This is a genomic window from Acinetobacter sp. BEC1-S18-ESBL-01 (assembly GCF_014169935.1).
GTDB lineage: Bacteria > Pseudomonadota > Gammaproteobacteria > Pseudomonadales > Moraxellaceae > Acinetobacter > Acinetobacter pittii.
Genome location: NZ_AP022302.1, coordinates 2,615,750 through 2,641,927, shown reverse-complemented (window position 1 = coordinate 2,641,927; position 26,178 = coordinate 2,615,750). Strand labels below are relative to the sequence as shown.

The window sequence follows — 26,178 nt, the reverse complement described above, 5'->3', positions numbered from 1 at the left end:
CATCCAATGGATACTGTTTAGCGCAGTATCCAAGATGGGATGTAAGTTGGTTAAGTTAACTTAGGATGAGTTTTAGTCATATTTACTACACCAGTACGTCTATACACCAACAACCTATATGGTCATATGAGTATTGATGTATCTGAATACTTTAAAACTACTGATCATCTATAAATAGATAGAATATTCTTTGATTTATAGATATAGAGTAATAGTAAATATATAAGACCGTAATTCATTGAAAATTAAAATGATAGCCTAGCCATACTTATAATTTCAGAATGCATTGCACAGCTGCATTATGTTTTGAATTTACAAGTACAGCGTTAGCTCTCAGTATTCCCTTGATTACGTGTTGAAATTTTGCTTTCAATCCACGCTTCAACTTCAGAGAGTAACCACCGTGAAGCATTATTTAATTTTACAGGCTGCGGGAAGTCGGGATCATAGCGTTTAGATCGTCGGTTGAGTCGGTCATAAATGGATGACCGAGATAAACCTATCAGTTTAATCAGCTCAGGTAGACGTAGCATTTGAATTGTGTTTTGGATAGTAGACATTTAGATTTCCTTCTATGGCGTTGGTTCAATCTGGAAGGTGTTGAACCAACGAATAGACGGTACTAAAAAATTTTTGTGTTCGTGGAAAAGTGCGTGACCAGTTTTTAACTTTTTTTATCATTTTTGTCATTACATTTTAATAGGCTGCATAAGCCTAAGTATAATTCTTCATTTTCAGTAAGAATTCTTTGTATGTTTCCAAAATAGTTTTTTGTTTTCTCATCTGAATTATGGTTACTTTCCGCTTCTTCTCGATATTCTTTGACTTTTTTTTGATATTTATTTTCTAGTGTTTCTCTTTTTTTTCTGATTTCAATTAACTCAGAACGATGATGCACAGATATATTTGGTTCGAATAAATGTAACAGTTTGAGTGTTTGTTTTGGTGTTAATTTTTTCTTTGAATAAAGTGATTTAGAATGATTCAGTAAATTGGTTTTTGGGGGGTGGAGAAATTTTTGCTGCAAAATATAATTAATCTTATTAATTTGTACTTGTAAAGATAATATTCTACTATTATGCTCTTTCTGAATTTTTTCTTTTACATTATTTTCAGCTAAATCATTTATATGCTCAATTAGTAGATTCAATAAATCATAAATTTTATTTAAATTTTCTTCAGATTCGTTAAAATTACTTCGTTTTGAAAAACTACTTTTGAACTTGTTTTTTTGTTCTGAGAGTATTGTAGTTGAATTTTTGAGTAGTTTTTTTTCGGAAGACGTAAAACCTATTTCATCCCAAAGTTTTTCAGTATTATTTTCATGTTTTTTAATAAATGAACTTACAAAGGAAATGTACATGTTCTTTTTATTGGACTTTTGAATTTTAGACAATTTGTTTTTTTGAATCTTATCAATTTTATTTTGAAAGCTTTCAGGCAACACCTCGATAATATAACAATCGTAATGCTCTGAGTATTCTTGGAATAAAGTAGTATAAGTAATATTGGCTTGCATATAATTTTTAGTTTCGATATCGGAACGATAATTTTTTATGTCTTGAATAATTTCATGATAATGTTTAGGTAAATATTCAAAATCCAGTTTCTCAGCTATATCATCACCTTTTTTACAAAGCACTTTATCTTTACAAATCTCACAAGGAACTTCATCATTATCTTTTGGACAAGAAATAGGTTTTTTGACAGTGTCCCTACATAACCTTTTTACTCGATCTTCATCTGATTCTTTAAACATACCTTGATCATGTAATATATAGATTGCTGTTTTAAGAATTTTGTCATGAATAAGTTTGAAGAAATTTAAAGGTGTAGCAGCTTGAATTTGATAAAAAGATTGGCAAAGTAAACTTTTATCAAATATCGTATACTTGAGTTTGACTAAGTTTAGAGGATCTAGTTTTATTTGATTATGTATCTTTGAGCGGAATTCTAAACTAGAATAAATTTTTTCAAATATATACTGTTCCAAATCATTTACAATTTTGATTTGGTCATCAAAAGAGAGATTTTCAGAACTTTCTTCTACGGTGTCCATTATTTCCTTACACTCAATATTTTGATTGAACATTATTGTAAATTTTAGTCTTTATGCCCTGATCCAAAGTGTACATACTTATGCGTTATTTCAGTACGGAGTTTTGGGTAATTATTAACTATATCATCAATATACACGAATAAAATATTCTGTAAATATACAGGGGTGAGTTGTAGTTGAACGGGTAATTTTATTATGTGAATTTTAAATTAACACTGATCATAATTTATAACAAAACTCAGCCCAGTCAGCCATTAATCCTTTACGTTTTTCGAGATATGCCCCACGTAAATAAGCTGCTTCGACTTCATCAGGTAGCTTATGTGCCAGTACATGCTCACAAACTTCTCTAGGGTAATCTGTTTTGTCTGCTGACCAGTCACGGAAAGTAGAGCGGAAACCATGTGTCGTAATCACTCTGTTTTGTTTAGGATCTATATAACCTAAGCCATCTTCTTTAACTTTTTGTTCATGCATTCGTTTGATTAGAGTGGTCAATGACATATCAGAAAGCATCTGCCCATTACGAGGCGCAGGAAAAATGAAATCTTGTGGCTGAGTATATGCTTGAATTGATTTAAGTAAACTAATAGCTTGTTGAGACAAAGGAACACGATGCTCTGTATCTGCTTTCATTCGTTCTTTAGGAATAATCCATATTTTATTCTCAAAATCAATTTCCTGCCATATAGCTCCAAAAATCTCACCAGACCGACAGGCAGTTAAAATTGCAAATTCCAGAGCTTTAGATGAAATTCCTTTTTTCTGTCTCAGGTGTTGAATAAATTCAGAGACCTGTTCATAAGGTAAGGATGGGTGAGGGCGTGATTCCTGCTTTAAGTTGCCTAAGATTGGCTCAAGATTACCTTTCCATTCGGCAGGGTTATCACCGACAAAATATCCCATAGCCTTGGCATAATCAAAAATTGTTTCTATACGACCACGAATACGTTTAGCTGTTTCGTTCTTTTCAGTCCAGATAGGTCTAAGAACTTCGGCAATATCGACTTTAGTAATTGTACTAATACTAATATCACCTAGAGTTGGGTAGATATAGGTTTCTAATGTAGATGTCCACTGTCCAATATGCTTTTCATTTTTAAGTTCACGGGTTTTATTTGCTATAACAACTTTTGCACACTCAATGAATGTTTTGTCACGTAGTTTCTGGATATGTAGTTTTGTAAGTTGTTCCTGTTTATGTGCAATTGGATCAACGCCATTTCGAATTTGTATTCTTAATTCTGTTGCTTTAGCACGGGCTTCAGCTAAAGAAACTTCAGGGTAGGGACCAATACCAATATCACGGCGATGGGGTTTTAACTTTCCATTTTTATCCAGACGTTTACCTACTACCGCACGCAAAATCCAGACACGAGAATTGCCTTCTATATTCAAGCAAAGACCATCAACACCCCCTACAGAATGTCGCCCAGTCTTCTTAATTTTTGCTACACTGAGAGCAGATAGCTCTTTAGATTTCCTTGGCATGTTCTAACTTACCCCACAACCTACCCCTCATAAAATACTGGAAATGGTAGGATTGGGCAAGACGGCTTAGGATGATTAAAATGTTAAAACATTGAAATATATATGTTTATAATATTTATTTGGATTGCTTAGGACTATTGTTAGACGGACACCGCTTCCGCCAAATTCGAAAAGCCCCTGTTAAAAGCAGGGGCTTTTTTATATCTATTATTTTACCCCTCATTCTACCCCACATAAAAATTTGGATTGAGTTAGACAGATTTTGATTTCAGTTTAATTTTATATTGTGTAGTTAATCGCACCCTCATAATGCTCAATATCTTGTAATTGTTTGAAGAATTCTTTCGGGGCAACTATTGCTGCTATATGTATAATTATGAGTAGAATAGCTCCTTATAATACCAATCCCTTTGCATCACTAACTTGCAAAGTAAAATTGACTGATATGTACCAAATTTAAATTAAGAGATATGGATAATTCATGAATTTAATAAATCACAGTAGTAAGTTCTTTTTTGCAATTTTTCTTATGATGAATCTTTCAAATACATATGCAGCAAAGATACAAACTGTAGATGCTGAAGTACAGGAGAGTGCTGGAGACGCCATGGAAGCTGCTGGAGCAGAAGCTGTAGAGGCTGGTGGAGGGGAGACTGCATGCCGTGCTGACGAGGCATGTGATGTTGCATCTGCTGTTTCTGAGGATGAAATGTATGGTGGCATTCAACAAGAATATGTCGTAAAAGGCTGCAAGGTAACAATCTACAATGATGGACCTGTGAAAATGGTCAACGTAAAGACAGATCAACCATGTGATGCTCCACTTCCTAAAGACCATAAATTTTCTAGATAGACTTTGTGAGCCTATAAATTATTTTGTGCGCCTTTCTGTTTTTTCTCATAATCATGAACCATTCGAATACGCTCTTCGGTTGCAGGATGTGAGGATAAAGCATCAAGAACAGCTGTAGATAGTTTATTAGCTGAAGATTCTTCTTGAGAAGTTGGTGGGGTGGACTGATTTTTCTTATCGAGACCTTCTTCCGTTGTATCGCTTAAACGTTGTAAGAAATTTGCGAAGTGGGAGACTTCGATATGCTTCCTATCCATCAGCTGTAAAGCATATAGATCGGCTTCGGACTCAAATTTACGTGAATAATTTGCACCAATCATAGCGGCAGGTAAGGACGTAAATAAGTCTGAATTATCTCCTGTCATTGCAATGTATAATATACTTAGACCTAAACTCGTTAACCCTTGTTGCAAACTATGGCGATAAACCAAATGGCCTTGTTCATGGGCTAATACGCTTAAGATTTCCTGATTCGTATGTGCCAATTTGATTAGTTCATCTGTGATAATAATCGTATTATTGGGTAGCGCTACAGCATTAGCCCCTAACTGATCGCCTTTACGGAAGACTAATTTGGCTGGTTTGTTTTCAGCAACAGTATTCAAATACTGTTTAGTAATTTGGTCTTTTTGAGTTTGTGCTAATTGGCTGGGTGCAGTCCAATTATTTAATACATAATTCTCGGCTTCATCACCTAGTTTCTTTAAAGTATTCTCAGGTAATTGAAAAGCAAGATAATGGGACGTTGCTGGAACCCCCCATTTGACTAGACTGATCGCAAAAGTAATCACAAAAATTACACTAAAAAGAATAAGACCCGGAGAGCGTTCAAATTTCCAGATCGAATGTTGAACCTTTTTAGTTGAGTAATTAAACCATTCAGGTAATGCACTATGAAATTCAATCCGTGCATCATCAGATAATTCAATTACTGGGTGTAACTGTCCCAGCGCACCAATCAATTTCATATCAGTATATTGATAATGGCGCTGAAGTTCTAATTGCTCACCATACCGAATTAGAACTTCAGATTCAGATTGAGCTGAAATCTGAGCACGGTATGGTTTAGACACTAGGCCATCATAGAAAGTGATATCTACTGCGTGGGACATAAATTATTAAACTCAGATTGTTATAAAGAGATGTCGATATCAAAAATATCACTGATTTCTTCAGCTAAAGCACTTTGCTCTTGTTGAGCTAGATTCATCATTTGATCTGGATCATCTAATAAAATTAAACTCATCGATTCAATCTGATATTTGTGAATACGAACTGCAGCCCAAGCAGACATTAAACCTATGGATAAGATTTTTACAATCCAGTTCGATGCTACAATCCATGCAAAACGCCATTGATTACAGTCTGTTTTAAATTGACTGTTTCCAACTGTAGTATTGTTCCATGTCGTAATAAAAATACGTGCAGCAATTAATGGATAAATAAATAATCCAATAAATGCATATACCGTAAATATTCCGAAGAATATAGCGTTTGGTGAGAACCCAGAAATTGTTCCTGCCATAGCAAAGTAAATGATTGAAAAAATAGAAATTATACCAATTGCAATAAAAACTGGTATATAAACTGCTGCCATATATGCAGACCATTTCGCGTTTAATTTAAAATTTAATTGTCCAGCATATAAGTTGTTAAGATAATATTTTTTATATAGCCAAATAGCTACAGGTGTAAAGATTCCTAAAGTGAAAATATATACCAATATACTCAAAAGAAAGACTTTATAAGATTCTTTTATCGTTCCACCAAAATAAAAACGTGCGTTGCCGAACTTACTATTTCTTGCCGTAAAACGCAAAGTAGCGCGAATTAGCCAAGGTACTGCTGCATATAGCGCAACTAGTCCAACCACAGTCGCAATCATTGAATACTGTGATGAAATTGCAAATACGACGTAAATTCCTAATGCAATTAAACGTCCAATCAAAATCTTGGTTGGAATCCCTGTAAAATCAAAGCGGCGTTCAAAAAATTCTGTATTACCATAGAAATAGCGTAAGCGACGAACTTTAGCCCAAGGCGCATATAAGCTTAAGGTAATAATAGTCAAAAGAATATTAACGATCCAGATTCCAAAATATTCTGAGGCATTCCCATGAAACTTAAAATGATGAATTCCTGAGTGTGAAATTGGTGGAGTTGTAATATTTTGATCCTCATTTACATCTTGAGGAAGAGCGGTTAAAGCTTGGTCTTGCATTTTATTCTCTTTATTGAAAATATATGATCTTGATTGAATGTAATAGATAATTAGAAAACTATTGAGAATATTATATATTTTTTATAAATTGAAATAAATAGAATGAAAAGCAAACAACTATTTTTACCATTATATTCTTATTGAGTTGTTTCGAGCAGAAAGCTTATCGCGAGAAGTATAAATAATAGGTTTAAAGGCATCGGTGACTTATTGTGATTGTAAATTTAGTAGTAATTCTAAGAAAAACTTTCTACATCATTAATTTCATCATTTACCATTTTTTATATTCTAATCTTACCTGTTGAAACTAATATATCTATATAAATTTCAATCCCGTTATAAACCCCACTTTAACAATAACTCATTCATTATTTATCCTTACTTTTTAATGATCTAATTTAAAACAAATGTCATTTTGTGTGCTTGACTGTAAGAGAGTTGAATACTATTCTTCGCATGCTGGCCACATTGCCAGTCAGTTGTCGCAGACCGTCTCATAGAAGCATTAAAGGTTTTATACCTTTAGTGTCTAGCCCCTCGTGCCCCCTCTACGGTGGAACGGGAGGGGGACACCCACGGGTGTGCTGGATCTATGACCAGTCTGCGAACCCCCTTTCGTTCTGCCACCATAATTTTAATGATTTGGCAGAACTCCCAATAAAAAAGGAGTTGGCTTTGCACATTCATTATTTCTTGGCAGCCTTTGCCAAAAGCTATAACGACACAACTTAAAAATTTAAAGCAGTTTGAATGCCATAAGGTTTTCAGGCTTTAAGTCATTTTTACTTAAAACTTAGCAAAACAAAACTTGAGATGTGCCAAGCACCGTCTTACGGCATTGCTGCGCCTTTTTTTCTCCCAGAAAGGGCACAGGCTTTTTATCTCATTTAGACACAACAAGAATTTATAACGGTAAAACGATGCCAACTTTAGAAATATCTTCCAAAAAATTACAGGTTGTTCAAACTGCCATCCAACTCTTTACCACGCATGGATTTCATAATGCAGGGGTAGACCTGATTATCAAAAAATCCAAAATTCAAAAAGCCACGTTTTATAACTACTTTCACTCGAAAGAAGGACTTGTTGAAATGTGCCTAATCTTTCAAAAAAGCCGACTTAAAGAAGAGGTGCTGGCAATTGTCTATTCACACAGCTACCCAACCGCAGCCGATAAACTCAAAGAAATTGTTCGCTTACATGTCGATGTGAATAGCCTTTACTATCTTTTGTTTAAAGCCATTTTTGAATTAAAACTGCTTTATCCACGGGCTTACCGCATGGCGATTGAATATAGAAAATGGCTGCTTAAAGAGTTATTTGATTTGATATTTAGTCTAGAAAGTCGGGGCTTAAAACCTGATGCCGATATGGTTTTAAATCTAATAGATGGTTTGATGTTTGGGTTTTTAAGTACCAATAGTTTGAGTGAAAGGGATGAGGTGTTGGAGCGGTTTTTTAAAATAACTTGATGAATAGTGCTTTGGAACAAGATGCTTTTGAAAAGGTAGTTCAAAAGCATCTTGCTCACTTAGTTTATATGGGTCTGATATTTTAAGTTAAACAGGAATATTGGCTCTTATTTTCAGAGTTTAATTTTGACTTATTGAGACTCATCTAAATCACGTTTACGGCAGGATAATTCATAGTAATTACCTTTTGGCAGAGAACTAATTTTAAACCCATAGTAAGTGCTATCGGTTTCTATCGGAGCGATATTACATTGATTCTTTTTTGCAAATTTTTCAATTAATTTTAAATTGGTGGTTTGCTTAAATACAGCTCCCCAACCTTCACTCACACAACAGCCCACATATTCAGTCATATATTCATCTGAAATAAGCACAACGTTTTGTCCCATAAATTCATAAGGTTTTTTGAGTTTGTATATATCGTTATAGTCTGCTCTTGAAATATTAGGTTTTTTGGCTAGGAAACCTTTTTGTTTAAGAATTTGAAACTTTAAAAAATCTTCAGGACCAGTACCAAGTCCCCGATAAATCGAGCTATTGTCCTCTGCAAAACTATATGAGCTGAAAATGCTAACTAAGCTTAAAATTAATAATTTTTTCATTTGTAATTTCAGAAGTTGTATTAGGGCATAATTGTTTCATATCTTCTTTAAAGCGTAAAGTAAGTAGCTGATTTTTATATTATAGATAGATTTTTCTATACCACGGCAAACCATAATTAATTTACTAATAATAGGTTTCATATAATTAACTATCTATAGAATAAATTTTTTGCTTCTTTAAAAATTATTTAAACAAATTAAGTAAATTTTTTATTAGAGTCCTAATTTATACGCTTATTTGATAGTCTTTTTGTATATAATATGTATTCTTTTTATTTATTTATCTTTATAGAGTAAACATGAAAAAAATATTAATCATTACTTTGAGTTCTTTCGGTTTAATTGCTTGTTCAACTACTGAAACTTCAAGAACGATACAAAGTCCACAAGTCACTGCTGCTACTGCTACAACAAAATATACCGGAGTAAAAACTCCTATTTCTATTGGTAAGTTTGATAATCGCTCTAGTTATAAGAGAGGCGTTTTCTCTGATAATGTCGATCGTTTAGGTGGGCAGGCGAAAACTATTCTTGAAACACATTTACAGCAAACTGGCTATTTTTCAGTTTTAAACCGTGACAATCTATCAGAAATTAAACAAGAAGTAGGTTATAGCAATACTGCTCAATCTATTAAAGGTGCTCGCTACGTTATTACTGGTGATGTCTCTGAATTTGGTCGTAAAGAAGTAGGCGATCAACAGTTATTTGGTATTTTAGGTCGCGGTAAACAGCAAGTTGCTTATGCCAAAGTTAATTTAAATATTGTTGATGTAAAAACATCAGAAGTTGTGCATTCGGTACAAGGTGCTGGTGAATATGCATTAGGCGCACGTGAAGTTTTAGGCTTTGGTACTACAGCTTCTTACGATTCGACTTTAAATGGCAAAGTACTTGATTTAGCTGTTCGTGAAGCAGTTAATAATCTTGTAACAGATATTCAAAATAACCGTTGGTCAATTCAATAATTTTGGATATGTGTTAAATGAAAAAAATTCTTTTAAGCAGTTTTCTTGCTATGGGATTGGTTGGGTGTGCCGCTGGTCCTCAACCTTTATATAATTGGGGAACTTATACTCATCAAACCTATTTGATGTATAACTCACCTGAGAAAGCGACACCAAGTACGCAAATCACAAAATTAGAAGCTGAAATTGAGAAAACTAAAGGCAAGGGCTTAGCCGTTCCGCCAGGTTTATATGCGCATTTAGGATTATTGTATTTACAAGAGAATAATTCTCAAAAAGCAATTGAGTATTTCCAGCTTGAACGACAAGTATATCCAGAATCTACAGTTTTAATGGATCGCTTATTGCAAAAAATGAATGCTAATGGTGGGAATGCAAAATCATGATGAAGAAATTTCTAATTGCTGGTTTGGTTATCTCTAGCCTTGCATTTACTGGATGTGCCGTTACTCCACAACCTAATAAAGATATTACAGCTTATAAAGCTCATATGCCAAAATCGATTTTGGTATTGCCTCCAGTCAATGATTCGCCTGATGTAAAAGCGACTTATAGTTATTGGCCTACTGTGGTGGCACCTGTGGCAGAAGCTGGTTATTACGTTTTCCCAATCTCTGTCGTAGACAATATGTTTAAAGAGAATGGGGTTACTAATGGCAGTGATGCTCAGTCTATTGCACCCCAGAAATTACAAGAGATTTTTGGTGCAGACGCAGCTTTATATATTCGAATTAAAGAATATGGTTCTAAATACCAAGTGATTCAAAGTGTCGCGACAGTAAGTGCTGATGCAAAGCTTGTTGATTTAAAAACTGGAGATGTGATTTGGACAGGTGAGAAAAAACTTGTTCAAGCAAGTAATGATGGTAATGCGGGTTTAATCGGAATGGTCGTCGGTGCTTTAGTTGAACAGATTGCTGGCAGCTTTACTGACCGGGCTTATCCATTAGCGAGTATGGTAAATACTCAACTTTTTACCCCGACGACTTATAATCCGGGTATGGGGTTGTTATATGGTCCACGTTCACCAAAATATCAACAAGATGGAGTAGTAGCTAAGTAAATTAAAGTCTTAACTAAAGTTTTACTTTATTAAAAATAGGCTGCAATCTAGTTTAATTATATGAAATGCTAGATAAAAATTTATTATTTCAGATAGTTTATAAATTTTTTGATTAGGTAGGAGAGCTAGAGTAACTAGTTCTCCTATTTAATTTAAATTACTTCTTTTGCTTAAAACGGTATTTACATTTTAGACAGCGATAATCTTGAAAAATATTCTTGTCGATTATTACGCCAGCTTTCTTACCAAAAATATTACCAACTACACCGCCAGTAATTCCTGCACTAATGGCACCAACAAAAGTCCCTACAGTTCCGCCAACAATTACACCTAAAGGACCAGCAACAGTACCAATAGCTGCTCCAACAGTAGCACCAGTCGCAGCGCCACCTACAGTGCCTGCCGTTGTACCGGCAGCTGTGAGTAAAACACCGCCAGTTGTTCTAAGTAATTTGTCATGGTCACGTGCTTCAATTTCTGTAGAACCACACTTAGGACATTGCAGAGCTTTTTCCATAAAATTTCCTGTCTTTCATCATTGAGTGACACAGTTGACGGCTAAATCAGTGCAGTGGGTAAAGAACCTGTCTTGCGATGCAGTATCTTTTGCCTATTGAGTGATCGTAACGATAAACTGGTCTGCTTTGATTTTAGCTGAACATTGACACAAATATTTATAGATCATGTAAACACTTGTACTTTAATAATTATCCCACTAAATACCAATGTTTAGAATGACTAAGGTTTACATATTCATGTGTCTAGCAGAGAGCAATTCAATAATGATGAATAGAATGTGAAGGGTTTTTCTGAAGTTACTTAGGGTGACAAGCTGGTAAATGATAAAAGGCTTATCCTATTTGAATAAGCCTTTTTTGAATATTAGAGTGCTTTTTTCCAACTCAAAAATTTATATAGTCCAAACATGAATGTAATCCAGATTGGAATTAAAATAACAGATTTTTCAAACCCTTGAGTCCACATGATATATAAAATCATGCCAATAAAAATCAAAACGATATAGTTACTTAATGGTGAAAATAGAGCAGGGAACTTGGCAACTTTGTCTTCAAGTTTCATGGCACGTTTAAACTTTAAATGAGTAAAGCTAATAATTGCCCAGTTTAAAACCAGCGCAGCCACAGCCATGTACATAAGATAGCTTAAAGCTTCTTCTGGGATAAAGTAGTTCAGTAATACACAACCAAAAATCAGAATAGAAGAAAAGATAACAGCAGGTGTTGGAACCCCTTGTTTGCTGACTTTTGTAAAAATTTTAGATGCGTGGCCTTGTACTGCGAGTCCATATAACATACGGCTGTTTGCATACATACCGCTGTTATAAACCGACAGTGCAGCCGTCAAAATAATAAAGTTAAGTAAATGAGCTGCCCAGCCAATACCAAGCTGGCTAAAAATCATCACAAATGGACTTTTATCTAAACCACCGAGGTCAAGCTGATTCCACGGAATGAGCGACATAATAATAGCAAGCGAAGCCACATAGAAAACCAAGATTCGAAATATGACTTGGTTAATGGCTTGTGGAATGCTTTTTTCAGGATTTTCAGCTTCAGCGGCAGTCATCCCAATCAGTTCAATACCGCCGAAAGCAAACATTAAGAAGGCGAGCATATAAAATAGGCCCGAGAACCCATGCGGGAAAAATCCGCCATGCTGCCACAAGTTCGCAAAGCTAGCGATAGAATCATTACCTGCGGTGAGCAATAAATATAAGCCAAATACGATCATGGCAATGACTGCTGCAACTTTAATAATGGCTAACCAAAACTCAGATTCACCATAAAATTTAACGTTGCCTAAGTTCAAACATGTGACCAAAACAAAGAAAAATAAGGCTGATATCCAAGCAGGAATGTGGGGCCACCAGTAATGCACATATTTAGCAACTGCTGTCAGCTCGGTCATCGCGACCAGAATATAAACCACCCAATAGTTCCAGCCCGATAAAAAACCGGGGAATTTCCCCCAATATTTTTGTGCAAAGTAACTAAAGGAACCGACCACAGGTTCTTCTACGATCATTTCACCCATTTGGCGCATAATTAAAAATGCGACCAAACCGACAATGGCATAACCTAAAATAATAGAAGGACCAGCAGACTGGATGACTTGTGCAGAGCCTAAAAATAAACCTGTCCCGACAGCACCACCCATAGCGATCAACTGGATATGGCGATTTTTAAGTCCGCGTTTTAATTGGGAAGATGAATTGCTCAAAATATATGCGCTGAATAAAAAAGCTGGCGCTATTGTAATAGATTGGGTAGGGATAACCTAGTTTGAAAAGGATTTTACTCAGCTAAATAAAACGGATTCGTACAAAGCTATACGAATCCTTTTTATAAAATGATGTTTTTATAAATTAGAAAGATACCATTTTGCCCGGATTAATCATTGCACCGATACCATACATGCTTTTAGCGAGTGGAATAACAACGGGAGCAAGGGTACGACCAAAAATAATATTTTGATGATCAATTTTAGATAACATTTCGAAGTCGTTAGATTGCCCAACAAAGTCATTTGCAATGGCTTTACCAATGCGTACCGTCTGAGCAACGCCGTGACCACTCCAGCCATGAACAGCATAGATTGGGAATTTATGACCAAACTTACGGCTATCGACTGCACCATTTACGGTTAAATCAGTAGTTCCACTCCAGACAAAATCCATCTCTAGATTTTTAATTTGAGGGAAAACAGTGTGAATTCGATGCTCTAGATAATTTAATGTTTTCTCTGGACCCCAGCATGTGCCAGTGCCTTGGCCACCAAACAATAAGCGGTTATTAAATACGGGGCGATAGTAATCAATTTGGAACTGAGTGTCATAGACCGGATGCCCAAATGGTAAAAGCTCTTTTGTATCAAGCTCTAGCGGGGCAGTCGTCGCAACATAAGTATAGAACGGAATTGTGGTATTGTTTTGCTCTGATAAAAGTTTAAATGAAGCATGGTGTACTGCTAAAACTACAGACTTTTTAGCTTTTACGACCGCATTTGCAGTTTGAACATAAATACCATCTGCTTTTTCTTCTATTGAAAGGACTTCTGTTTGCTCATAAACAGTACCGCCATTTTGGCAAAAGCCATAAATTAAGCCACGGTTTAAAGCTAAAGGATGAATTTGTCCACCTAACTCATCAATTAAACCACCTGTATAGTAGTCAGATTTAATATAGTCCATGAGTTCATGTTTACCCACAATGCGGGTATGGTCTTCACCTAAGTATTTTCGTGCATCGGCGCCTTGTGTTAAACCAACTAAATGCCCTTCATGAACGGCGGCGGTAATGTGGCCGTATTTGCGGTCAAAGTTGAGTTGGTATTTTTCCGAAATGTCATCAATCAGTTGCATCGCTTCTGTAGAGGTAAAATGCCAGAGTTTTTTGGCATCTTCATAACTCAAGCGATCGGCCATTTCTTGAGCTTCCCAGCGAGCTAAACCAGGGGTGAGTTGTCCGCCATTGCGTCCAGAAGCTGCGCTACCTACACGGTTTTTTTCTAATAAAACAGTCTCTACGCCTTGTTCAGCTAAATGTAAGGCCGTAGATGAACCCGGGTATGAATATTGTAGATGAGTGGGATATTGATCTTGTTATAGGGGGCATAACATTTAATATTGGTGATCGACAAGAGTTTTTTGAAATTAATGTGATAGGAACTTATGATGAGAGAAACCAAACATTTATGTGGGCATGGGAACATCCTTCTATTCCACAGGATCTGCAAGAAGTGGCTTTAATTGTTAAAAATTACGGAGAACAATATGAAATTGCTGAGTTACAACAAAAATTAGTTTATTGTAGTGAAGAAGAAGCATGGAACTTTACTGCTTTAGCAGCACATTTGGCAAAAGCTGATGGAGCATATCGAGGTAAAGTGAATGGTAATTGGATTTATATTGTTTTTAAAAATGATAGTAAATAAACTTTGATGATTAGTTGTAGACAATTATTTATTTAAATATAGATATTTTATTAGTATTAAAAAAGCTTGGTAATCCAAGCTTTTTTTAATTATGTACCATTTTATTGACTACTGTAATAGGAACAGTATAGCTATTACTCATACTAGGTTTTGGTACTAAAAATTCTGAATTGGTCTATAAGTAATTGGGATATAACTCTATTGCATTAATCAATTCTATAATTAACCAAAAAGCCTCATTGCGAGGCTTTTTTATCATCCTTATTTAATATTTGGATCGCCTTTTTTCAAGAAAAAGCGAATCGCTAATTTTTGTAGGAATGTTCCATAAGGAGGGTGGAAAAGCTGAGTCGGGAAAAACCGATGGCGAATAAATACAGTTTTTGCATGTGAAAGTTCACGGAAACCTTCCTCACCATGATATGACCCCATGCCTGAGTTGCCGATACCACCGAAAGGAGCGTCATGGTTAACTACATGCCATCCCCAGTCATTGATGGTCACACCACCCGAATGAGTTTCACGTAAAATACGATCACGTTCTATCGAGCTATGCGTAAAGCAATAAAGTGCTAAAGGTCGTTCATCCGATTTTACATAGGTGATTGCATCATCTAAAGAATCATAAGCCACCACAGGTAAAATAGGACCAAAGAGTTCTTCTTTCATAATGCGCATATCTGGTGTGCAATTCAGCACAATCTGTACAGGCATCCTGCGACCTTGTTGGTCAAAGCTATACGTATCGCAAGGAATAACACGAGCACCTTTTTCTTGTGCATCGGTCAAAATATCTTGAATACGTTTTAAATGGCGGTCGTTCACAATAGATGTATAATTCTCATTGTTTGTGATGTTTTGACCAAACATTTTTATAAAGCTGGATTTTGCTACATCCACAAACTCATCAATACTTTCTTTAGGAACCAACGCATAGTCAGGTGCTACACAGATTTGACCACTATTAGTTGCTTTGCCATGGGTAATACGTTTTGCCGCATCGGCAAGTGGGTAATTACGGCTTACAATTGCTGGTGATTTACCGCCTAACTCAAGCGTAACAGGTGTTAGATTTTCAGCTGCTGCTCGCATGACGATCTTGCCAATCGCAGGAGAACCAGTAAAGACGATATGGTTAAATGGCAACGAAGTAAATCTTGCTGGGTCTGTAATTTCTTCACCAAAAACCGCCACTTCATCTTCATTAAAGACTTCAGCAAGCATGCGTCGAAGCATTGCATTGGTATTTGGGGTAATTTCAGGTAGCTTAATCATCACTCGGTTGCCTGCAGCTAATGCGGCAATGAGTGGGCCAAGTGCTAAATAAACGGGGAAGTTCCAAGGCACAATCACACCAACCACGCCTTTAGGTTGGTATTGCACGCTTAAACGGTTTGATAAAAATAAAAGCTCGGTACGGCGTTTACTTGGGCGCATCCAGCGGCGTAAATGATGAATCGCATGATCAGCTTCTAACACAGAACCAAGCAAATCTAATAGCTTAGATTCATCAAGTGATCTTGAACTAAAATCAGAATTAATCGCAGCAGCTAAAGCATCTTGATAACGGATAATTTGTTTTTTGAGTTGATGCAGTCTGGTGCGGCGTGCTTCAAGGCTTGGGTAAGGATCTGCCTCAAAATTGGCACGTTGTTTGGAAAAAATAAGTTCCATATGTTCAGTGGCAGAGCCGCTATATTCTTTTAAGGTAGACTGTTCCATTATTATTCCTTCCATACTTTTGCTTATCATACTTTATGCTTGAAGCGTTGTATGGTCGATGTTAAATTGAGACAACAAGAGGTAGTTTAGTGCCATTATGCACGTCACTCTAGGGATGGTGTGAATTAAATGCCTAATAATGTTTATAAAAATACAAATGCGGTTATCGAAGGAAATTATGATAATACATCCTTAGGTGCCAATACATATTTACTAGGTTTGACCAGTTTATTTGATGAAATGGGTTCGCAAGGCCATTCAATATCAGATGTTCTATCTGGCACAAATATTTCGCCAGATGCGATGAATCAATCCTCTTTATATATTTCTCAAGTTCAAAAAATTCAGTTATTTCAAAATATTCAAAAGCTATCTCATGATCCCTTAATTGGACTACGAGCAGGACAAAAGCAGAGACTGTCAGATTTTGGAGTGTATGGTTATGCGTTATATTCCTCACGTAATTTTAGACAAGCAGTCGAGCTTGGCATTCGACACATTAAGCTTGCAGGGCCTATTTTAAAGAAGTCTTTTTATATTCGGGATGACGTTGCCGTTTTTGAAGGGCAGGACATTATTGCACTTGGTAAGCTTTTGCCTTTAGTGTGTGAGTTTTGGTTTAGCTCAATGCAAACCTTAATTGAACGGGTGCTTGAAGGACCATTTCAAGCCAAGAAGCTTTTATTACCCTATCCAGCGCCTGACTATGCAGAAGAATATGAAAAAGTTTTTCATTGCCCTGTTCAGTTTAATGCTGGGGTGATGCAATGGCATTTTGATTTAAAGTGGCTTGACGTACCTTGCCCAAATGCCAACCCGATTACCGCGGATATGTGTAAGTCTTTTTGTGAGCGGATGTTAGGTACAGCTGAACTTGAAGAACCCGAATTGGTGAAAACAATCCGTTTAATATTATTGGATGGAACAGGGCTTTTTCCATCGGCCCAAGAAATGGCTGAACGTTTACATATGTCAAAGCGTACCTTACATCGGCGGTTAGCGGGTTTTAATTTAACCTATCAAGAATTATTAGATGAAACTCGGCGCCGTCTTACTGATGAATACTTGCGAGAAACAACTTTAACCGTAGATGAAATTGCTGAGAGAATTGGCTTTTCAGATACTTCTAATTTTAGAAAAGCCTATCGTCACTGGACAGGCATTTCACCAAATGAGTATCGAATACAGTACCTAAATTAGATTAAGGTTTGTTTGTTATTTAAATCGAGAAAGTAACTTTTTCTGCAAAAATGGATTACAGAGTAAAATTGCAAATAAAATAATAAATATACCGATAATGCTGAATAGATCCGGTAATTCATGCCAAAAAACAAATCCCCATATTCCTGCAAAAATAATGGCAATGTAGTTCATTGGGCCAATTTGTCCTGCCGGGGCTAGGCTGTAAGCATAAGACATAAACAGTTGGCTAATATTAGCTAAAAGTCCTGCGGCAATGAGTAGAGCTAGTTCATGCCAAGTGAAAATACGCCAATGCCAGAACATCGGAATAGAGGAAATTAAACTACCAAAAATACAGAAGTAAAAAACAATACGTTCAGGCGGCTCTGTACTGGTTAAAGCCCTTACGGTGACAAAGGCCATTGCAGATAAAAAGCATGCACCCAAGCCAATAAAAGATAACGCATTCAATAAGCCTTGGTCAGGTTTAGCAACAAATAAAACCCCAATTAGCCCAATAACGGCGGCAAAAATCATTGATTTGGTGATTTTTTCTTTTAAAAAAAGCCATGCAATGAGTGGAATAAAGATGGGAGATGAGTAACTAAAAACCATGGCATTAGATAGTTTTAAGTTGGCAATGGCATAGAAAAAACCATACATGGCGGCAAGCCCGACAATACTTCGCCAAGTGTGCATCCAAAGTTTATCGGTTTTAATAAAGTCTAAACCTTGTTTAAAGAGCATCGGAATAAAAATAAATAAACCCACTGCATTTCTAAAAAACACGACGGTCGCGTTGTCTACCGTTTGTGAAGCAAAACGGATGCACACTCCCATTATGGAAAATAATAATGCCGACGTCATAAGACAAAGCAGTGCTTTTCCAAGTTGTGTAGAGGGGAGGTTTGAAGCAGTCTGATTTTGCATAGAGAAATACAGTTCTTAATTTTCGATGTTATTTTAGCAGCGCTGTTAAGTTTTAGTGAAATGTGTCGTAATTAATAGGGGAAATGTGAAAAGATGAGGTGATATGCCTCATCTTTTAAACCTTATTAGGTCACGGGTGCAGGGTTAAATACAGCGAGTGAGTTATGAATACCCCAACGGTCCGACCACGTTTGTTTTTCACCGCTAGCTACTTGTAAAATCAGCTCAAAAAGTTCCCAGCCCACTTCTTCAATAGTTTTCTTTCCAATCGCAATATCGCCAGCACTGATATCAATCAGGTCATACCAACGGTTTGCAATATTGTTTCGGCTTGCCATTTTAATAACAGGTACGGCTGCCAGCCCGTAGGGTGTACCACGACCTGTGGTAAAGACTTGGACCGTAATTCCAGATGCCATTTGCTGCGTACCACAGATAAAGTCACTCGAAGGGGTGGCCGCAAAAATTAAACCCTTTTTAGTCGGTCTTTGGCCCGGTGCGAGAACTTCTACAATCGGTGAGCGGCCCGATTTTGCAATTGATCCCATCGCTTTTTCTACAATGTTATTCAGTCCACCTTTTTTATTACCCGGTGTGGTATTGGCACTTCGGTCTACTTGGCCTGCTGCTAAATAGTCATCGTACCATTTCATTTCCCGAATTAGATCTTTGGCAACTTGTTCATTTACTGCGCGTGGAGTAAGTAGGTGAATACCATCACGGACTTCTGTAACTTCCGAAAACATGACTGTACCGCCACATTGCACAATCAAGTCAGCTGCGAAACCAACGGCAGGGTTAGAGGTAACTCCGGAAAATGCATCACTCCCACCACATTGCATTCCTACAACTAATTCAGAGGCTGGAACTTCTTCTCGAGTACGTTGATTAAGCTTTTCAAGGTGTTGTTCTGCCACGGTTAAAATATGGTTCACCATACTTTCAAAACCGTTGTGGCGTTCATCTTGCAACTGAATAATATCTTCGTTTGCTAGGGGAATATATTTGTTTTCTTTAGGAATATTTAAAAGCCGTTCGGGTTGCATTTTTTCGCAGCCCAGACTCACCACCATAATTTCTCCACCAAAATTAGGGTTGAGTGCAAGATTATGTATGGTACGAATAGGAACAATTGCAGCGGGTGCATCAATTGCTACACCACAGCCATATAAGTGGTTTAATCCAACTACTCCATCTACATTTGAATATTTAGGAAGTAAATCACGTTCAATAATCTTAACGACATAATCGACAATACCTTCTACACAGTTAACACTGGTCGTGATACCTAAAATATTTTTTGTGCCGACACTGCCATCCTTATTTTTATAACCTTTAAATGTATATCCGCTCAAGATTGGAAGCTTGGGGTCGGGGCGAGTTGCTAACTCAAGATCATCTAGCTCAGGTGCCTCAGGCATTTGGGTAACGGCTTCATTTATCCATGAGCCTGCAGATAAATCTTTATTTGCATAACCAATAATTTCCCCATAACGAACAATTGCTTCACCTTGCTTTAATGACTTTAATAAAACTTTATGTCCTTGTGGCACATGATCAACCAAGATGAGTTGGTATTCTTCAATATGTGTAGAAGGTGGTAAACCGCCGTCATTCACTACAATGGCTACATTATCAAGAGGACTAATTTTTATGAGGAGAGGCTTCAGCATGATCATTCCTTGTATACATTTGAAGAGAGGTCATAACGCTTAAGTTAGTTAAGCGTTATGACTTAAAGTTTTAAGAGGTAGGTTTTAACTCGAAGCGCTGGATTTTGCCCACAATAGCGGTATAGCAAATTACTGCTGCAATCGCATGCACACCGACATAAGTCAATGCAAGGTTGAAAGAACCAGTACTTGCCAAGATATAGCCGATCACAATTGGGGTCACGATTCCTGCTGTATTACCAAATGCATTCATCATTCCGCCTGATAAGCCCACCATTTCTTTTGGTGCAACATCAGACATGACTGCCCAACCTAAAGAGCCGATGCCTTTCCCAAAGAAAGATAAGGACATAAAGAATACGATTGCTGCTTGAGAATCGACGTAATTACACATAATAATTGAGGTTGAAACCAAGAATCCGACTACGATAGGTAGCTTTCTTGAAAAGCTTAAGCTGTAATTCATTCGAATTAACTTATCTGAAATCAAGCCACCTAAAATTCCACCTACAAAGCCGCAGAGTGCAGGTGCAACTGCTGCAAAACCTGCTTCTAAAATGCTGAGATGTCTTTCTTTGACAAGGTAAACAGGGAACCAAGTCAAGAAAAAATAGGTCAGTGTATTTACACAATATTGTCCAATAAAGATACCGAGCATCATACGTGAAGCAAGCAGCTGCTTAACTTTGCTCCAAGTAATTTTCTCTTTTTTACTATTTTGGCTATTTTCACCCATGTCGAGTAAAGCACCTTCTGAAGCAATATATTTTACTTCTTCGGGATTTACTGTTGGATGATTGGTCGGGCTATAAATGACCTTAAGCCAGATAAAGGAAAGAATGATTCCGAGACCACCCATGACCCAGAAAATAGACTGCCAGTGGACGGTTGCAACAAGCCAACCCATTAGGGGAGCAAAAAGTACGGTTGAGAAATAAGAGGATGAGTTAAAAATGGCAGCGGCAGTTCCACGTTCTTTGGTTGGAAACCATGCGGCAGCAATTTTACTGTTACCCGGAAAAGCAGGCGACTCAGACAAACCAACTAAAAATCTGAGTACAAAGAGTGAAGTAATGATGGTCGCAGTATCACCTAAAATGTCGGTAAAACCGATTAAAACCGTGAATAACGACCATAAAAATAGACTCCAGAAATATACACGGCGAGCACCAAACTTATCGAGTAGCCAACCACCTGGAATTTGACCAATTACATAGGCCCATGCAAAGGCCGAGAAAATATAACCCATGGTGACTGAGTCGATTCCCAGCTCATGAGACATTGGCGTTGCAGCCATTGAAAGGGTTGCACGATCACCGTAATTAAAAGCCGTGACCAAAAAAATCATCGCAAGAATGTAGTAGCGAGTTTTTGTATGTTTGGCTCTTTGCTGAGTCACTACAGCAATATTTGTTTGCAGATTATCCATATACAAACTCTTTTTAATAATCGACCTATTTGCATATCCGTGAAATAGGTGACGTCATGTCAAATTCATCGATAGAATAGATGAGAAAACGGAATTTTGTATCTACTCTATAGTCCTAGTTCTAAAACCGCGTCTTTAGATGTATGACATCATATGATTAAAAATATTATTTTGGCAAGTAGGGTCGAAAAATAATTTTTATGCGGGTTTATATTGACAAGTTGTCTGATGTCTTATAAGTTTTGGTAATGAAAAAATAGTATCAGAATGCCAAGGAGTATTTTAATGGCGACCTCTACACCTATCGTTAAATCAATTCGAGCAATTCCTGTTGCTGGACATGACAGCATGCTGCTCAATTTGAGTGGTGCTCATGGACCTTATTTCACTCGTAACATACTTATTATCGAAGATAACTCTGGAAATATTGGTGTAGGTGAAATTCCGGGTGGAGAAAAAATTTTAGCGACATTAAATGATGCTAAAGCCTTGGTAGAAGGGCAGCCGATTGGCGAATATAAAAATCTACTTAAAAAAATTCAGCAAACTTTTGCTGATCGTGACAGTGGTGGTCGAGGCAATCAAACCTTTGATTTACGTACCACAATTCATGTTGTAACGGCTTATGAGTCAGCATTACTGGATTTGCTTGGCAAGCATTTAAATGTGAATGTCGCAAGCTTACTAGGTGAAGGCCAGCAACGTAGTGAAGTTGAAGTTTTAGGATATTTATTCTTTATCGGTGACCGAAAACAAACTTCATTAGACTATGCGACTACACCTAAGCATAACCATGACTGGTATAAAGTCCGTCATGAAAAAGCGTTAACACCCGAGGCAGTACAGCGTTTAGCAGAAGCATCTTATGACCGTTATGGTTTTAAAGACTTTAAGTTAAAAGGTGGCGTGTTACAGGGCGAACAAGAAGCTGAAGCTGTTACAGCAATCGCGCGCCGTTTTCCAGAAGCGCGTGTGACACTTGATCCAAACGGAGCATGGTTTTTAGATGAGGCCATTGCTTTGGGTAAACATTTAAAAGGTGTGCTGGCCTATGCGGAAGACCCATGCGGTGCAGAACAAGGTTATTCAAGCCGTGAAATTATGGCCGAATTTAAACGTGCAACAGGTTTACCCACTGCGACCAATATGATTGCTACGGACTGGCGTGAAATGTCGCATAGTATCCAATTGCAAGCTGTTGATATTCCTTTGGCTGATCCACATTTTTGGACATTGGAAGGTTCGGTTCGAGTTTCACAGCTCTGCAATATGTATAACTTAACGTGGGGTTCGCATTCTAATAATCACTTTGATATTTCACTTGCCATGTTTACCCATGTTGCTGCCGCTGCGGTAGGTAAGGTAACGGCAATTGATACGCACTGGATTTGGCAAGAAGGTACAGATCAGCTCACTAAAGCACCGCTTGAAATTAAAGATGGTAAAATTCAGGTGCCAACAGCACCGGGACTTGGGGTTGAGCTGGACTGGGATAGAATTAATCAAGCCCATGAACTGTATAAATTAAAAGGTTTAGGAGCTCGTAATGATGCCGATGCGATGCAATTTTTAATACCAAATTGGTCATTTAATAATAAAAAGCCGTGTTTGGTTCGTTAATGTTTTACCGATATCTTTGAAAAATTCGCTTTTTGAGTTTTCTTAATGCTTTGCTGTCCATATGGGCAGCTTTTTTATGTCTAACGATTAGTCCTAATATTGAGAGTTTTTGAAGATATTTTATAAAACAAAAGGTTAAATTATTTTAGATAATGAACTTTGATCTTTTTTAAAAATTTAATTTTTCAGAGGAAAAATATATTGATTAAAATAAAATTTATGATGTAAGATGTCTGACAACATAAACATGTATGGATATTTTCTAATGGATGCTCTTGAGTTAAAAAACATTGTTTCTGATGGCCTTCTTTCTTTTCCGGTTACTGACTTTGACCAAAGTGGGGACTTTAACAAATCTTCTTATGCAAAACGTCTTGAATGGTTAGCGCCTTATGGTGCAAGTGCATTATTTGCTGCGGGTGGTACAGGCGAGTTTTTCTCGTTAACTGGAAGTGAATACTCTGACGTGATTAAAACAGCTGTCGATACTTGTAAAGGTAGTGTACCGATTATTGCTGGGGCAGGTGGTCCGACACGTCAGGCGATTGAACAGGCAAAAGAAGCAGAGCGCTTAGGTGCACATGGTATTTTGTTAATGCCACATTACCTAACTGAAGCAAGCCAAGAAGGTTTGATCGAACACGTTAAGCAAGTATGTAACTCAGTAGACTTTGGTGTAATTTTTTATAATCGTAGCGTATCAAGATTAAATCTCGATTCAATCCAAAAGTTAGCCGAGATGTGCCCGAACTTAATCGGTTTTAAAGACAGCTCTGGTCAAATCGATATGATGACAGCAGTGACTCAGACTATGGGTGATCGTTTGTCGTATTTAGGTGGTTTACCAACAGCAGAAGTTTTTGCAGCGCCATATAAAGCCTTAGGTTGTCCAGTTTATTCATCAGCTGTATTTAACTTTATTCCAAAGACTGCAATGGAGTTTTATAACGCGCTTCGCAGTAATGACTTTGAAACAACCAATCGTTTGATTAAAGATTTCTTCTTGCCATTGATAAAAATTCGCGACCGTAAATCAGGTTATGCAGTAAGCATGATTAAAGCAGGTGCCAAAATTGTTGGGCATGATGCAGGTCCAGTGCGTCCGCCATTAAGTGATTTAACTCAAGCAGACTATGAAGATTTGGCTGCGCTCATTGCGACACTTGGTCCGCAATAATTCTAACTGTTTAGGTATTGGAGCTTTAAAATGAGTAAAAATAACGGTCGGCAGTTTATTAATGGTCAACGTATTGCTGCAAATGCGCCAGCCCTAGAAAGTATAGCTGCAAAAGACTATCAGCCAACAGGTTATGTATTTAGTCAGGCGACCCTTGAAGAAGTGGATCAAGCTGCTCAAGCTGCACATAACGCTTTTTTAGTTTATAGCCAAACTTCTCAAGAGCAACGAGCCTCTTTTCTTGAAGAAATTGCTCGCCAAATTGAAGCATTAGGTGCGAACCTGCAAGAAGTCGCTTCACTTGAAACAGGCTTACCACTTGCTCGTCTTCAAGGAGAGACAGGCCGTGTTACTGGTCAGCTTCGACTGTTTGCTGAACTTTTACGCCGTGGCGATTTTTATGGTGCTCGTATTGATGTGGCATTACCAGAACGTAAGCCCTTGCCGCGTGTCGATTTGCGTCAATATAAAGTTGGGGTAGGACCGGTTGCTGTGTTTGGCGCGAGTAATTTCCCACTTGCATTTTCAACAGCTGGCGGTGATACCGTAGCTGCATTAGCAGCAGGGTGTCCGGTTGTCTTTAAAGCACACTCTGGTCATATGGCAACTGCTGAGCTTGTTGCAGAAGCCATTGAACAAGCAATCGAAGTTTGCGATATGCCTAAAGGCACATTCAATATGATTTTTGGCGGTCGTATTGGCGCAAACTTGGTAGAACATCCACTGATTCAGGCAGCTGGTTTTACGGGGTCTCTTGAAGGCGGAATGGCACTTTATAACCTTGCGCAGAGTCGTCCTCAGCCAATTCCATTCTTTGCTGAAATGTCGAGTGTGAACCCTGTAGTGGTTTTATCTCAAGCGCTGAGTTCTCGTGGTGAACAAATTGCTCAGGATACGGTTGCCTCATTTAATATGGGATGTGGCCAGTTCTGTACAAAACCGGGGTTAATTTTAGGTGTAGAAGGACCTGAATTTGACAGTTTCGTAGCAGCTTTAGCTGAAAGCACGCAAAAAGCTGTGCCTCAGGTCATGCTGAATGAAGGAACTTTAAAAAGTTACCGTCTAGGTATTGATGCTCTAAACAGTGAAGCTGGTTTTGAAGTTATTGCGACAGGACAAGAGGCCGAGCTAGTTTCTCAAGCAAAAACACATCTATTTAAAGCGGATCAATCTGTTTTATTGTCAGGCAACCCAAAACTACAACATGAAGTTTTCGGGCCAATGTCGATTGTGATTGGCGTAGAGGATGAAGCGACTTTGTTAAAAGGGATCGAGGCTTTAGGTGGACAGCTCACGGCAACGATTATTGGTGATGAAAATGAGTTGTCCGAAGCAGGCGAACTTCTTCATTTGTTAACTGGTAAAGCTGGCCGTGTATTGTTTAACGGTTTCCCGACTGGAGTTGAAGTGTCTGATGCCATGGTGCATGGTGGCCCTTTCCCTGCAACGAGTGATGCACGCGGAACTTCGGTGGGTACGGGAGCGATTGAGCGTTTCTTGCGTCCGGTATGTTTCCAAAATACCCCACAAGTTTTATTACCCGATGCATTAAAAGATAGTAATCCACTACAGATTACTCGTCTGGTCAATGGGCAATTAACTCAGGCTCAAATTTAAAAGTTGTGCAGCTCAATCAATGGTATTGAGCTGCATATTTTTTAACTTATTCAACGCATTATTAAATATCAACAGAAGCATAAGTTGCTTACTTTTTAAATATGTGTGAGGGTTTGATAACGGAGATAAAATATTTTGATTTTAA

22 protein-coding genes and 1 pseudogene are annotated in these 26,178 nt (G+C 37.5%); 10 read left to right on the top strand and 13 right to left on the bottom strand.

What is annotated here, in order from left to right; translation table 11 throughout:
* Nucleotides 1-326: 326 nt before the first annotated feature.
* The 3 genes from H7R46_RS12480 to H7R46_RS12470 all read right to left on the bottom strand — a co-directional run bounded on the left by H7R46_RS12480 (nt 327) and on the right by H7R46_RS12470 (nt 3,550).
* Entirely contained in the window at nt 327-560 is a 234-nt protein-coding gene (locus tag H7R46_RS12480; RefSeq protein WP_086260889.1) for a helix-turn-helix transcriptional regulator, read from the bottom strand.
* Between the two features lie 104 nt (nt 561-664).
* On the bottom strand, nt 665-2,059 hold the full coding sequence (locus tag H7R46_RS12475) for a hypothetical protein (protein ID WP_182924213.1): 1,395 nt from the start codon (nt 2,057-2,059) through the stop codon (nt 665-667).
* A gap of 219 nt (nt 2,060-2,278) precedes the next feature.
* Entirely contained in the window at nt 2,279-3,550 is a 1,272-nt protein-coding gene (locus H7R46_RS12470) for a tyrosine-type recombinase/integrase (protein WP_086260890.1), read from the bottom strand.
* A gap of 529 nt (nt 3,551-4,079) precedes the next feature.
* On the opposite strand from H7R46_RS12470, the gene H7R46_RS12465 reads away from it, so the two are divergent.
* Nucleotides 4,080-4,403 carry a hypothetical protein gene (locus H7R46_RS12465; RefSeq protein ID WP_080631216.1) on the top strand — a complete coding sequence of 108 codons (324 nt, stop codon included), beginning with the start codon at nt 4,080-4,082 and terminating at the stop codon, nt 4,401-4,403.
* 11 nt (nt 4,404-4,414) lie between these two features.
* Here the strand turns inward: H7R46_RS12465 and H7R46_RS12460 are convergent, their stop codons facing one another.
* Both H7R46_RS12460 and H7R46_RS12455 read right to left on the bottom strand, forming a co-directional pair.
* Nucleotides 4,415-5,515, bottom strand: coding sequence for a M48 family metallopeptidase (locus H7R46_RS12460; RefSeq protein WP_182924212.1), 1,101 nt, complete (start codon nt 5,513-5,515; stop codon nt 4,415-4,417).
* Between the two features lie 20 nt (nt 5,516-5,535).
* A complete protein-coding gene (locus H7R46_RS12455; protein WP_005070478.1) occupies nt 5,536-6,624 on the bottom strand; it encodes a YjgN family protein in 1,089 nt (362 codons plus the stop codon).
* A 920-nt stretch (nt 6,625-7,544) separates the two neighbouring features.
* Here H7R46_RS12455 and H7R46_RS12450 point away from each other — a divergent pair.
* Nucleotides 7,545-8,096, top strand: coding sequence for a TetR/AcrR family transcriptional regulator (locus H7R46_RS12450; protein ID WP_025469850.1), 552 nt, complete (start codon nt 7,545-7,547; stop codon nt 8,094-8,096).
* A gap of 131 nt (nt 8,097-8,227) precedes the next feature.
* Here the strand turns inward: H7R46_RS12450 and H7R46_RS12445 are convergent, their stop codons facing one another.
* Complete coding sequence (locus H7R46_RS12445; RefSeq protein WP_005070475.1) at nt 8,228-8,698, bottom strand: hypothetical protein; 471 nt, start codon at nt 8,696-8,698, stop codon at nt 8,228-8,230.
* A gap of 299 nt (nt 8,699-8,997) precedes the next feature.
* Between H7R46_RS12445 and H7R46_RS12440 the strand changes: the two genes are divergently transcribed.
* The 3 genes from H7R46_RS12440 to H7R46_RS12430 are packed head-to-tail and all read left to right on the top strand — an operon-like array spanning nt 8,998 to nt 10,729.
* A complete protein-coding gene (locus H7R46_RS12440; protein ID WP_086260892.1) occupies nt 8,998-9,666 on the top strand; it encodes a CsgG/HfaB family protein in 669 nt (222 codons plus the stop codon).
* Nucleotides 9,667-9,683: 17 nt separating this feature from the next.
* The gene (locus H7R46_RS12435) at nt 9,684-10,052 is read left to right on the top strand and encodes a DUF4810 domain-containing protein (protein ID WP_005070471.1); all 369 of its coding nucleotides are present in this window, start codon (nt 9,684-9,686) and stop codon (nt 10,050-10,052) included.
* A complete protein-coding gene (locus H7R46_RS12430) occupies nt 10,049-10,729 on the top strand; it encodes a DUF799 domain-containing protein (protein WP_002120567.1) in 681 nt (226 codons plus the stop codon). Before H7R46_RS12435 ends, H7R46_RS12430 begins: the two co-directional genes overlap by 4 nt.
* Nucleotides 10,730-10,886: 157 nt before the next feature.
* Here the strand turns inward: H7R46_RS12430 and H7R46_RS12425 are convergent, their stop codons facing one another.
* The 3 genes and pseudogenes from H7R46_RS12425 to H7R46_RS12415 all read right to left on the bottom strand — a co-directional run.
* Nucleotides 10,887-11,246 (bottom strand): hypothetical protein, encoded by a 360-nt coding sequence (locus H7R46_RS12425; RefSeq protein WP_002120526.1) that lies wholly within the window; start codon nt 11,244-11,246, stop codon nt 10,887-10,889.
* Nucleotides 11,247-11,611: 365 nt separating this feature from the next.
* The gene (locus tag H7R46_RS12420; RefSeq protein WP_080631138.1) at nt 11,612-12,970 is read right to left on the bottom strand and encodes an amino acid permease; all 1,359 of its coding nucleotides are present in this window, start codon (nt 12,968-12,970) and stop codon (nt 11,612-11,614) included.
* Between the two features lie 145 nt (nt 12,971-13,115).
* Nucleotides 13,116-14,312 (bottom strand): annotated as a pseudogene (locus H7R46_RS12415) (NAD(P)/FAD-dependent oxidoreductase); the annotation flags it as partial.
* A gap of 5 nt (nt 14,313-14,317) precedes the next feature.
* On the opposite strand from H7R46_RS12415, the gene H7R46_RS12410 reads away from it, so the two are divergent.
* Nucleotides 14,318-14,683: a DUF6882 domain-containing protein gene (locus tag H7R46_RS12410; protein ID WP_227591709.1), complete on the top strand. Its 366-nt coding sequence runs from the start codon at nt 14,318-14,320 to the stop codon at nt 14,681-14,683.
* Nucleotides 14,684-14,944: 261 nt separating this feature from the next.
* Here the strand turns inward: H7R46_RS12410 and H7R46_RS12405 are convergent, their stop codons facing one another.
* Nucleotides 14,945-16,405 (bottom strand): coniferyl aldehyde dehydrogenase, encoded by a 1,461-nt coding sequence (locus tag H7R46_RS12405; protein WP_005070445.1) that lies wholly within the window; start codon nt 16,403-16,405, stop codon nt 14,945-14,947.
* 129 nt (nt 16,406-16,534) lie between these two features.
* On the opposite strand from H7R46_RS12405, the gene H7R46_RS12400 reads away from it, so the two are divergent.
* The gene (locus H7R46_RS12400) at nt 16,535-17,605 is read left to right on the top strand and encodes an AraC family transcriptional regulator (RefSeq protein WP_005070444.1); all 1,071 of its coding nucleotides are present in this window, start codon (nt 16,535-16,537) and stop codon (nt 17,603-17,605) included.
* Between the two features lie 15 nt (nt 17,606-17,620).
* Here the strand turns inward: H7R46_RS12400 and H7R46_RS12395 are convergent, their stop codons facing one another.
* The 3 genes from H7R46_RS12395 to H7R46_RS12385 form a co-directional block, all read right to left on the bottom strand.
* Complete coding sequence (locus tag H7R46_RS12395; RefSeq protein ID WP_005070443.1) at nt 17,621-18,517, bottom strand: DMT family transporter; 897 nt, start codon at nt 18,515-18,517, stop codon at nt 17,621-17,623.
* Nucleotides 18,518-18,642: 125 nt separating this feature from the next.
* A complete protein-coding gene (gene garD, locus H7R46_RS12390) occupies nt 18,643-20,190 on the bottom strand; it encodes a galactarate dehydratase (RefSeq protein WP_005070442.1) in 1,548 nt (515 codons plus the stop codon).
* Between the two features lie 70 nt (nt 20,191-20,260).
* A complete protein-coding gene (locus tag H7R46_RS12385; protein WP_002120540.1) occupies nt 20,261-21,619 on the bottom strand; it encodes an MFS transporter in 1,359 nt (452 codons plus the stop codon).
* Between the two features lie 285 nt (nt 21,620-21,904).
* On the opposite strand from H7R46_RS12385, the gene gudD reads away from it, so the two are divergent.
* The 3 genes from gudD to H7R46_RS12370 all read left to right on the top strand — a co-directional run bounded on the left by gudD (nt 21,905) and on the right by H7R46_RS12370 (nt 26,033).
* Nucleotides 21,905-23,239 carry a glucarate dehydratase gene (gudD, locus tag H7R46_RS12380; RefSeq protein ID WP_005070441.1) on the top strand — a complete coding sequence of 445 codons (1,335 nt, stop codon included), beginning with the start codon at nt 21,905-21,907 and terminating at the stop codon, nt 23,237-23,239.
* 265 nt (nt 23,240-23,504) lie between these two features.
* On the top strand, nt 23,505-24,416 hold the full coding sequence (kdgD, locus tag H7R46_RS12375; protein ID WP_005070439.1) for a 5-dehydro-4-deoxyglucarate dehydratase: 912 nt from the start codon (nt 23,505-23,507) through the stop codon (nt 24,414-24,416).
* Between the two features lie 30 nt (nt 24,417-24,446).
* The gene (locus tag H7R46_RS12370; protein ID WP_005070438.1) at nt 24,447-26,033 is read left to right on the top strand and encodes an aldehyde dehydrogenase (NADP(+)); all 1,587 of its coding nucleotides are present in this window, start codon (nt 24,447-24,449) and stop codon (nt 26,031-26,033) included.
* Nucleotides 26,034-26,178 lie beyond the last annotated feature (145 nt).

Excerpts from the sequence above, each read along its gene's own strand:
- H7R46_RS12405 (WP_005070445.1), bottom strand. The coding sequence starts at position 16,405 with ATGGAACAGTCTACCTTAAAAGAATATAGCGGCTCTGCCACTGAACAT.
- H7R46_RS12470 (WP_086260890.1), bottom strand. The coding sequence starts at position 3,550 with ATGCCAAGGAAATCTAAAGAGCTATCTGCTCTCAGTGTAGCAAAAATT.
- H7R46_RS12460 (WP_182924212.1), bottom strand. The coding sequence starts at position 5,515 with ATGTCCCACGCAGTAGATATCACTTTCTATGATGGCCTAGTGTCTAAA.
- H7R46_RS12430 (WP_002120567.1), top strand. The coding sequence starts at position 10,049 with ATGATGAAGAAATTTCTAATTGCTGGTTTGGTTATCTCTAGCCTTGCA.
- H7R46_RS12450 (WP_025469850.1), top strand. The coding sequence starts at position 7,545 with ATGCCAACTTTAGAAATATCTTCCAAAAAATTACAGGTTGTTCAAACT.
- H7R46_RS12440 (WP_086260892.1), top strand. The coding sequence starts at position 8,998 with ATGAAAAAAATATTAATCATTACTTTGAGTTCTTTCGGTTTAATTGCT.
- kdgD (WP_005070439.1), top strand. The coding sequence starts at position 23,505 with ATGGATGCTCTTGAGTTAAAAAACATTGTTTCTGATGGCCTTCTTTCT.
- H7R46_RS12370 (WP_005070438.1), top strand. The coding sequence starts at position 24,447 with ATGAGTAAAAATAACGGTCGGCAGTTTATTAATGGTCAACGTATTGCT.
- H7R46_RS12480 (WP_086260889.1), bottom strand. The coding sequence starts at position 560 with ATGTCTACTATCCAAAACACAATTCAAATGCTACGTCTACCTGAGCTG.
- H7R46_RS12395 (WP_005070443.1), bottom strand. The coding sequence starts at position 18,517 with ATGCAAAATCAGACTGCTTCAAACCTCCCCTCTACACAACTTGGAAAA.
- H7R46_RS12435 (WP_005070471.1), top strand. The coding sequence starts at position 9,684 with ATGAAAAAAATTCTTTTAAGCAGTTTTCTTGCTATGGGATTGGTTGGG.
- H7R46_RS12475 (WP_182924213.1), bottom strand. The coding sequence starts at position 2,059 with ATGGACACCGTAGAAGAAAGTTCTGAAAATCTCTCTTTTGATGACCAA.
- H7R46_RS12465 (WP_080631216.1), top strand. The coding sequence starts at position 4,080 with ATGATGAATCTTTCAAATACATATGCAGCAAAGATACAAACTGTAGAT.
- gudD (WP_005070441.1), top strand. The coding sequence starts at position 21,905 with ATGGCGACCTCTACACCTATCGTTAAATCAATTCGAGCAATTCCTGTT.
- H7R46_RS12400 (WP_005070444.1), top strand. The coding sequence starts at position 16,535 with ATGCCTAATAATGTTTATAAAAATACAAATGCGGTTATCGAAGGAAAT.
- H7R46_RS12385 (WP_002120540.1), bottom strand. The coding sequence starts at position 21,619 with ATGGATAATCTGCAAACAAATATTGCTGTAGTGACTCAGCAAAGAGCC.
- H7R46_RS12445 (WP_005070475.1), bottom strand. The coding sequence starts at position 8,698 with ATGAAAAAATTATTAATTTTAAGCTTAGTTAGCATTTTCAGCTCATAT.
- H7R46_RS12455 (WP_005070478.1), bottom strand. The coding sequence starts at position 6,624 with ATGCAAGACCAAGCTTTAACCGCTCTTCCTCAAGATGTAAATGAGGAT.
- garD (WP_005070442.1), bottom strand. The coding sequence starts at position 20,190 with ATGCTGAAGCCTCTCCTCATAAAAATTAGTCCTCTTGATAATGTAGCC.
- H7R46_RS12425 (WP_002120526.1), bottom strand. The coding sequence starts at position 11,246 with ATGGAAAAAGCTCTGCAATGTCCTAAGTGTGGTTCTACAGAAATTGAA.
- H7R46_RS12410 (WP_227591709.1), top strand. The coding sequence starts at position 14,318 with ATGAATATTGTAGATGAGTGGGATATTGATCTTGTTATAGGGGGCATA.